Annotated in this window: 9 protein-coding genes and 1 pseudogene; 5 read left to right on the forward strand and 5 right to left on the reverse strand. The window is 46.5% G+C overall.

From position 1 onward, the window contains the following. A partial coding sequence (locus PGW94_RS04040) for a hypothetical protein (protein WP_271758885.1) occupies positions 1-205 on the forward strand: 205 nt, incomplete at its 5' end. Positions 206-316: 111 nt separating this feature from the next. On the opposite strand, the gene PGW94_RS04045 is transcribed toward PGW94_RS04040, so the two are convergent. From PGW94_RS04045 to hflK, 5 genes are all read right to left on the reverse strand, one after another. Further along, positions 317-859 (reverse strand): cytochrome c oxidase assembly protein, encoded by a 543-nt coding sequence (locus tag PGW94_RS04045; RefSeq protein WP_271758887.1) that lies wholly within the window; start codon positions 857-859, stop codon positions 317-319. A 46-nt stretch (positions 860-905) separates the two neighbouring features. Beyond that, complete coding sequence (gene rnc, locus PGW94_RS04050) at positions 906-1,613, reverse strand: ribonuclease III (protein WP_271758897.1); 708 nt, start codon at positions 1,611-1,613, stop codon at positions 906-908. A gap of 221 nt (positions 1,614-1,834) precedes the next feature. Then, complete coding sequence (locus PGW94_RS04055; RefSeq protein ID WP_271758889.1) at positions 1,835-3,298, reverse strand: Do family serine endopeptidase; 1,464 nt, start codon at positions 3,296-3,298, stop codon at positions 1,835-1,837. A gap of 1 nt (position 3,299) precedes the next feature. Next, entirely contained in the window at positions 3,300-4,175 is an 876-nt protein-coding gene (gene hflC, locus PGW94_RS04060) for a protease modulator HflC (protein WP_271758891.1), read from the reverse strand. Continuing rightward, positions 4,172-5,290, reverse strand: a complete 1,119-nt coding sequence (hflK, locus tag PGW94_RS04065; RefSeq protein ID WP_271758900.1) for an FtsH protease activity modulator HflK — start codon at positions 5,288-5,290, stop codon at positions 4,172-4,174. The genes hflC and hflK overlap by 4 nt, the downstream gene beginning before the upstream one ends. A gap of 752 nt (positions 5,291-6,042) precedes the next feature. On the opposite strand from hflK, the gene PGW94_RS04070 reads away from it, so the two are divergent. From PGW94_RS04070 to PGW94_RS04085, 4 genes and pseudogenes are all read left to right on the forward strand, one after another. Then, positions 6,043-6,441: a TrbC/VirB2 family protein gene (locus PGW94_RS04070; protein WP_410519532.1), complete on the forward strand. Its 399-nt coding sequence runs from the start codon at positions 6,043-6,045 to the stop codon at positions 6,439-6,441. A 118-nt stretch (positions 6,442-6,559) separates the two neighbouring features. After that, entirely contained in the window at positions 6,560-6,967 is a 408-nt protein-coding gene (locus PGW94_RS04075) for a TrbC/VirB2 family protein (protein WP_271758893.1), read from the forward strand. A 132-nt stretch (positions 6,968-7,099) separates the two neighbouring features. Then, positions 7,100-7,483 (forward strand): TrbC/VirB2 family protein, encoded by a 384-nt coding sequence (locus PGW94_RS04080; protein WP_271758895.1) that lies wholly within the window; start codon positions 7,100-7,102, stop codon positions 7,481-7,483. Positions 7,484-7,683: 200 nt separating this feature from the next. Then, positions 7,684-7,874, forward strand: a pseudogene (locus tag PGW94_RS04085) (type VI secretion protein); the annotation flags it as partial.

Here is a 7,874-nt window from a genome sequence, read left to right on the forward strand (position 1 = left end):
TGGGTGCTTGGGTGCTTGGGTGCTTGGGTGCTTGGGTGCTTGGGTGCTTGGGTGCTTGGGTGCCGTTATGTTGTCTTCTTGCGCGGTGAGGTGTAGTGCTGCGTTGTTTGTTGGGAAGTGTAGATTGAAAAGGGAATGTGAATACCTGTTTTCTTTCAGGATTATGAGGTTTCTGTTTTTGTGGAAAGCACGTCATTCATGGTGATGTTGTGCCTGTTTGTAAGTGGTGGCCACAATTCTGGTCGGTAATTAGTCCGTATTTGTACTAGTACATTTTTGCCGTGCCAAAGCGTAGTTAATGGCTACGTAACATGCCTCAATATGCAGGAGGAACTTTGTTGCTAGGGAAGAATATATAGGAAAGAGTGATTTCTCTAATGTGCATGGTGGTGGTGTCCCTTTCTATTGCAGGGTCTATAAAAAATGATACAGGCATTACAATAGCCTTATGTGGCTCGAATGTTTGTTCTGTAAAACAGAAACATGCCACTTTGTTAAAGTACTTTCCCACTTGTGGGGGAGATACGTTGTAAACCGCGGTGCCAGAGACAAGATGATCTGTAGTGTTTTCTGCAGAGTAAAAAGCCAGTTTTTGAACACCTGGTGTTACAGTGATATGGGGTTGGACCGGGCTGAACAATATCGGCAAGTTGTGGGTTGTGGCACTAAACCTAACCTTTATTTTGTATTTCCCTATCTCAGAGCTCTTTAAGACGGATGACTTTTTTGTTGCACCACCGTATCCAGTCACCTTGCAAAATATTCGATAAATAGGTACTGATGCATATGCAAGACATAGCATTGACAGTACTAGTGCTACCAATAGAAAAGGTAAATTTGTTTTGTATTTTTTACTCATAGTGTAACTTCACAGGCCTAAAGGCTTACTATGACAGTGTACAACATCATTGCGTACATGTTGCTTTTACTTTTTCAAGCAATAGCTTGGCAGCAGCAAGCTCTGCAGATTTTTTGCTTCCTCCAGAAGCTGTAACCCCACTTATATTTCCAACGCTAGCCTCTACTGTGAATATCGGATTATGCTCAAGCCCAGATTTACTTACAACCGTGTATCGCGGTATACCCAGATTTTTGCTCTGGGCCCACTCTTGCAGCTCGGTTTTGGGATCCTGGCAGGGTACAGCAGGTATAACTTCAGCTAAAGGCTTCCAGTAGTATGTGATAAAGTTGCACGCGGCCTGCAAGCCTCCATCAATGTACAACGCACCTATAACCGCTTCCATAGCATTTTCTAGATTCTTTGTATTGGTCTTACCTCCTGACAACATTTCGCCTTTCGCCATGATAATCGCATCACCCAAGTTGATTGCGCGAGCAACTTCCATTACCTTGCTTCCACGGACTAAAACGACTTTTTTCTTAGTTAGAAATCCTTCGTTATCATCAGGGAAAAGCCTATAAAGCATCTCGGATACTACCATTCCCAGTACAGCATCTCCTAAGAACTCCAGACGTTCGTAACAGTCACTTTTTGATACGGCTGCACTTGGATGGGTGAGAGCCTTTTTCAACAATGGCAGGTTCTTAAATTTGTGCCCTGATGCAACCTGAATTTTGTCAACAACACTTTGAAAAACGTCCTTTTCCACCACTGCACCCACGAGTAGAACACCTCACTTATAACTTTTCTGCAAATCACGCCACACCGGCACGATATAAGTATCGTGAACACAGCGATATATCCACAAAAAACACCAGCACAGGGCACATCACTCACTCAAAGACACCCTACCACGCTCCACATCCAGATATTTTCTCCAACCACAATGCGGTCGTTCATGCAATGCCTACACAGGCAACAACGCTGCCAATGTTACCTTCTTACTTTCACGGGTATGTATATAGGAGGCGCATCCCCCTTTTGTATTAAAAGTAGAACAGAAGACTTCTTCACGTTCTGCTGCACCTTTTCCAGAGCCTTATTGAAATCCGCCACGCTACCTATAGCCATGGAGTCTATACCAACTAAAATGTCACCCCGGCGCACTCCCTCCACATAAGCATCGCTTCTGCTGTCAACCTTAAGAACCACAACGCCTCCTTCATGCTTTTTGCTGAGGTCTTTTGGCAGATTCCCCACGACAAAACCAAGACTCTCGTAACTAGACTCGGAACCACTACCACCGTGCAGAGCTCCAGATGCTTCATCTGATAGTCGTCCGATAACAACCTTCAAACTAACCTGCTGCCCATCTCGCAGCACAACAACCCGCACCTTTTCGTTTACAGCAGTCTTGGCAATCAAGTTTGTCAGCTGTGGCATATCATCTATTTTTTTTCCATGAAATTCTAGTATTACATCGCCAACCTTCAAACCGCCTTTTTCTGCCGGACTATCCTTGACTATAGTGGATATCAATGCTCCACGGGCAGTATCCAACCCTAAAGGGCCAACCATGTTTTCAGTGACACGCTGTACCACAACACCTAACCAACCGTGCTCAACCTTTTCACCCTTAGATAGTACGTTTATTATACGGGATGCATTATTTGAAGGTATCGCAAACGCAACTCCCACATTACCTCCACCCTGAGGTGAAATAATAGCCGTGTTGACACCTATAACTTCGCCCATAGCATTAAACAGCGGACCACCCGAGTGACCACGATTTATTGCGGCGTCTGTTTGTAAAAACTCTCCAGAAGTTCCTATGTTTATATCCCGCGCTCTACCCGAAATTATGCCCACGCTAACAGAGCCTCCAAGGCCGAAAGGATTGCCTATCGCAAGAACCCATTCTCCTACCATAGCGTCATCTGAATTTCCAAGCTTTACGCTTTGCAAGTCTTTTTGCACATGAACCTTTAGAACTGCAAGATCAGTTTTAGGATCTTGACCGAGCACAGTCGCCTTCGCAGTGGTGTTGTCACTAAATTTGACCTGTATATCCTGCGCGTTGGCGATGACGTGATAATTTGTCACTATCAGCCCAGACTTGTCTACTATAAACCCCGAACCTAATGACACTACCTTACGGGGCTTGGGTGGGTCAATTAGCAGCGGCTCCATGTTATTGAAAAAACCCTCGAAAAAGCCCTTTGGGAACCCAAAAATCGCACCACCATCTGAATCATTATCACTACTCTCTATAGTCTGCTCTGTAGAGATATTTACAACAGCAGGAAGTAACTTATTTGCAAGATCGGAAAATCCTCCTCTCCCCATAGCTGCGCCACCCAAATCTGACGGCGCTGCTGAGCTGGACTCAGCATGTGCAACAGCACTATTTAGCAAAACAATGGCTACGAAGAAAAAAAGTGATAAAACCCTTCTCACACTACCCCCCACTTTTGTTGTTTAGAAGACTAATAAAATCATTGTTAGGTGACAGCACTATTCTTGTCGCACCATCCTTACTAAATACTTTACGATAAGCCCTAAGGGTGCGATAAAAATTGAAGAAGTCAGGATCAACCTGTAGGGCCTCGTTGTATATCTGTGAAGCCTCGGCGTCGCCCGTTCCCCGTATCACTTGTGCTTCGTTCATGGCAGTCGCAACAATCACTCTCTTTTGCAAATCGGCATCTGAACGTATTTTTTGAGAGATTTCATCGCCTTCAGCCCTGATTTCGCGAGCCTCTTTCTCCCTATCAGTCTGCATACGGCGGAAAATAGCTGCACTATTTTCTTCAGGCAAATCAGCTCGCTTGATCCGTACATCAACCATTTTTATGCCAAACTTTTCTGCTTCAGAACTTACCCCTTCCTGAATCTGCTTCATCACGTCAGCCCGCGCCTCATTCAAGAAGTTAATAAGCGCCACACGCCCCACGCGCTCACGTAAGTTCGACTCAATAATAGAGCCCAGTCGATTTTCTAGCCCAATCTCGCTGTGCACGGTTTGATAGAACTTTACTGGATCCGCTATTCTGTACTTTGCATAGAAGTCAACGACAAACCTTTTTTGATCTGCAGCAATAACCTCGCAAGAGTCAGACCTTATCTCTATTATTCTCTTATCAAAATACGTGACCTTGCTTATCAAAGGCGCTTTGAAGAACAACCCACTACTCTGCACACTCTTCAACACACGTCCAAACTGCACGACTATAGCCTGGTGTGCCTCATCCACTACAAAAACGGACCCAGAAAGCACAGCCAACGCAGAGGCGACTAAAACGCACAGAAGAAACCTGGCGACTCCTATATTCATGATCCACCCTCTATATATCCTCGCACATTACCCGCAACAGGACCGCCATTTGATGTAGGAATGAAAGAAAACAAGCCCTTTATGTCATCGGTCACTATCACTTTGTCCATTCGTGCCAAAACTTCTTCCATGGTTTCGATGTACATACGATCCCTGACTGCTATGGGCTGGTTAACGTATTCCCTGTAGATAGCCAGGAACTTAGCTGCGTCACCCTGGGCCCTATTCACCACCTCGCTCTTATAGGCCTCAGCGTCTAACTTAACACGTATAGCCTCACCCTTTGCTTTGGGTAACACCTCATTCCTATAAGCAAACGCCTCATTTATGGTACGCTCCTTATCCGCCCTAGCACTCTGCACATCTCTGAAAGAGCTAATTACCTTCTCAGGCGGGTCGACTTTCTTTAGCTGTATTGACAGCACTTCTATGCCCATCTGGTAATGGTCTAGTATGTTCTGCAGTAATTTTTTGGTTTCGTAGGCTATGGCAGCGCGGCCTTCGCCCTCTATAGCAAACGCCAAAGTGCTCTTACCTATTATCTCCCGCACTGCGCTCTCAGCAGCATTTTTCACCGTTGCCCCCGGCCTACTATCTCGTACGTTGAACAAGTAGTTGTAAGCGTCGGCGACCTTCCACTGCACATCAAAATTTATATTTACTATATTCTCATCGCCAGTAAGCATCACACCGTCACTGGTGTTTGCAGACTGAGAACTCCTGAACGGTATCCCGCCAACTTCTTCCTTACTTACAACCTCTACCTTTACTTTGAGCACCTGGCCAAAAGGTTTGGGAAACCAATACCGGAGACCAGGATCACGTATGTTGCTGTACCTACCGAACAGCAACTCCACAGCCTTTTCTTCCGGGTTTACAACGTAAAAACCCATGCATGCGTACATAAACGCCGCAGCTACTGCAAGAAGGCACACATGCAACTTGCCAAAGGGTAGTCCTGTAGGCCCACCTTTGCCATCCGACATCCCACTGAAGGCAGTGCGAACGCTCCGGAGCAATGCGTCAAACTGGGAGTCTGAAAATCTCTTGCTGTTTCTTGACTTTTCTGTTCCTCCACTTTCACCACTACCCCAAGGGTCGCCTTCATTGCGCATAAAAACCCCAACCACACTTCAAGTATTCGGGAGTCTATAGCAGAATCTATGTCATATCAATACAAAATACCGGTTAGCACCTGACGGAAAGATCTGAAGACACACTTGCGTGATTACTTCTATGGTGCCGTAAATCGTTGGTTATCTTTGGGTGCATTAATGGGTACAGTCTCGCTAGCATTTAGTCCAGAGCTACCTTTGCAGTGTCTACGGGTTGTGTGGCGGCTGTAACGAATATTTGTATTGTAACCCCGCGTTAACTACAGAACATGAGTTGTGCCTTTCCACCATGTATTGTCACAATTGTACCGGACGAGGTCATGACTGAAAATGTTGTCGCAATGAGTGACTAACCTTATATGGCTACGGCACGGTTTTCTCAAGAAGTAGGTCGCTGCGAGCCTTTGTTTAACCGCGCCAAGCTACCTAATATTGTTGTACGAAGCGGAAGGGTAGGGCACTTTTGTGCGTATTGGAGACAGTAATACTACGATTTTAGAAGCACTTCTTCAGATGCAGAGTCTACACGTGCATGATATTACGCTATGCAGAATGCAGTGCTGCGGGCTTGGTATGAAGACATTACTAACTCATGAGCGCATGTTCAACTGAGAGTTGCATGAGTTTACACAACATTAGCAATTCTGTGCTGTACTTACGGCGTTTTGCAGTCTCGTGTGCTCAGGTGTGGCGTGCGTGATGTGAGGTGGTGTTGATTTGGGGGAGAAGCGGTGGTTGGTCTTAAAAAGCTGATGACGTTTTCTGCTGTGTTGTGCTTTGTAGGGTTTGCATTATTTGTGGTCAAGTCCAGCGCCGGTGCAGAAGCTAGGGCGGCGGACACTAAAGGCAGTGATGATATAGCGGCAAGTGTTATATGCAACGTCATAGTGTTCGTGCAAAGGTTGGGTCTTCCCATTATGACAGGAGTCATCCTTGGCGCCAGCAAAATGGCGATCTTTGGAAAGCTGGCGTGGGCTGCGATCGTTATGCTGGTAGTGTTCACGGCGATATTTTTTGGGGCTGGCAAGCTTATTCAGAAATTTGCTGCGGGGGTTAATGGGGACATCGGCAAGGCTGAAGACTTCAAGTGTGAAGGCGGTGGTAATACGAAGTTGCCTGATGCTGCTCGGGCGCAGCAGGCTATAGGGTAGCATGGTATAAAGTTGGAGTTTAGTGGCGGTGCAAGTACTGCGATGCTGTTGCATTGCGAGCGGGTGTATAGTAGAGCCCTGCCAATGGGGATGGAATATTTACATGTGAAGGTAGCAGATGTTACAAAGTACGTATTTATTTGTGTTTGTTCTAGCTATATTTATGAGTGTAGGGAGCAACGCTGTTCCAGCAGCGGCGAAAGGCGATACAGCTGGCTCTACTGCAGGCAGTGATGATATAGCGGCAAGTGTTATATGCAACGTCATAGTGTTCGTGCAAAGGTTGGGTCTTCCCATTATGACAGGAGTCATCCTTGGCGCCAGCAAAATGGCGATCTTTGGAAAGCTGGCGTGGGCTGCGATCGTTATGCTGGTAGTGTTCACGGCGATATTTTTTGGGGCTGGCAAGCTTATTCAGAAATTTGCTGCGGGGATAGGAGGTAACGACCAGCATGGCATTGGTGATGCCAGCAAGTTTGAGTGTAAGGGTGATGGAAAGACCAGGCTGAGCGGTAGTAGCCAATAATAAGCGACCACGCATGTGGTCAGTCTACGCTTTATGATGTAGAGCTTAACTTTGGTAAGAAGAAGAGCTCTTTTCTTTAGGTAGTGCACGGGTGTGATTGTGTAACTGCGCCGTTTTAAGGGGGGGGGGAGAATGTTGAATGTTGGTAGATATGTGCTTTTTGTGGCAGTACTGGCCGTGTTTATTTGCATAGGAACTGTTTCTTTCGCCAGTGGGTCACCGCCCGCCGGCAGCGACGACATAGCAGCGAAAGTTATATGCAACGTCATAGTGTTCGTGCAAAGGTTGGGTCTTCCCATTATGACAGGAGTCATCCTTGGTGCCAGCATCATGGCGATCTTTGGGAAGCTAGCGTGGGCTGCGATAGTTATGTTGGTAGTCTTCACAGCAATATTTTTTGGTGCTGGGAAGCTTATACAGAAATTTGCCGCGGGGATAGGAGGTAACGGATCGGACGGCATTGGTGATGCTAGTGAGTTTGAGTGTAAAGGAGGAGGGGGCACAACCTTAGGATAGGGTTTGATCAACAGTGTAATTGTCAGTCGTTTTGCAGCTCCGTTACACCGTGGGGCTCTACCGTGCTATTACTGAGGTGTGGTTGCAACCGGTGTTATTGCTGTGTGTAGCATAACGTATCGAGAGTGCTTATGGTTGCGCCGTGGTGCGTGCCTGTGTTGTGGTTAAAGTGAAGAGTTTGGTATAGGGGGGGGGTATAGATGTTTCGCGTTGTAGGATATGTACTCGTTGCGGTTATGCTTGCAATATTCGTGGAAGCAGGAGTTGCAGCAGCTGAGCCTTCGACGACAGGCGCTAGTGATGACATAGCAGCGAAGGTTATATGTAACGTCATAGTGTTTGTGCAAAGGTTGGGTCTTCCCATTATGACCGGAGTAATCCTCGGCGCCAG

Source organism: Candidatus Anaplasma sp. TIGMIC, assembly GCF_028204095.1.
GTDB lineage: Bacteria > Pseudomonadota > Alphaproteobacteria > Rickettsiales > Anaplasmataceae > Anaplasma.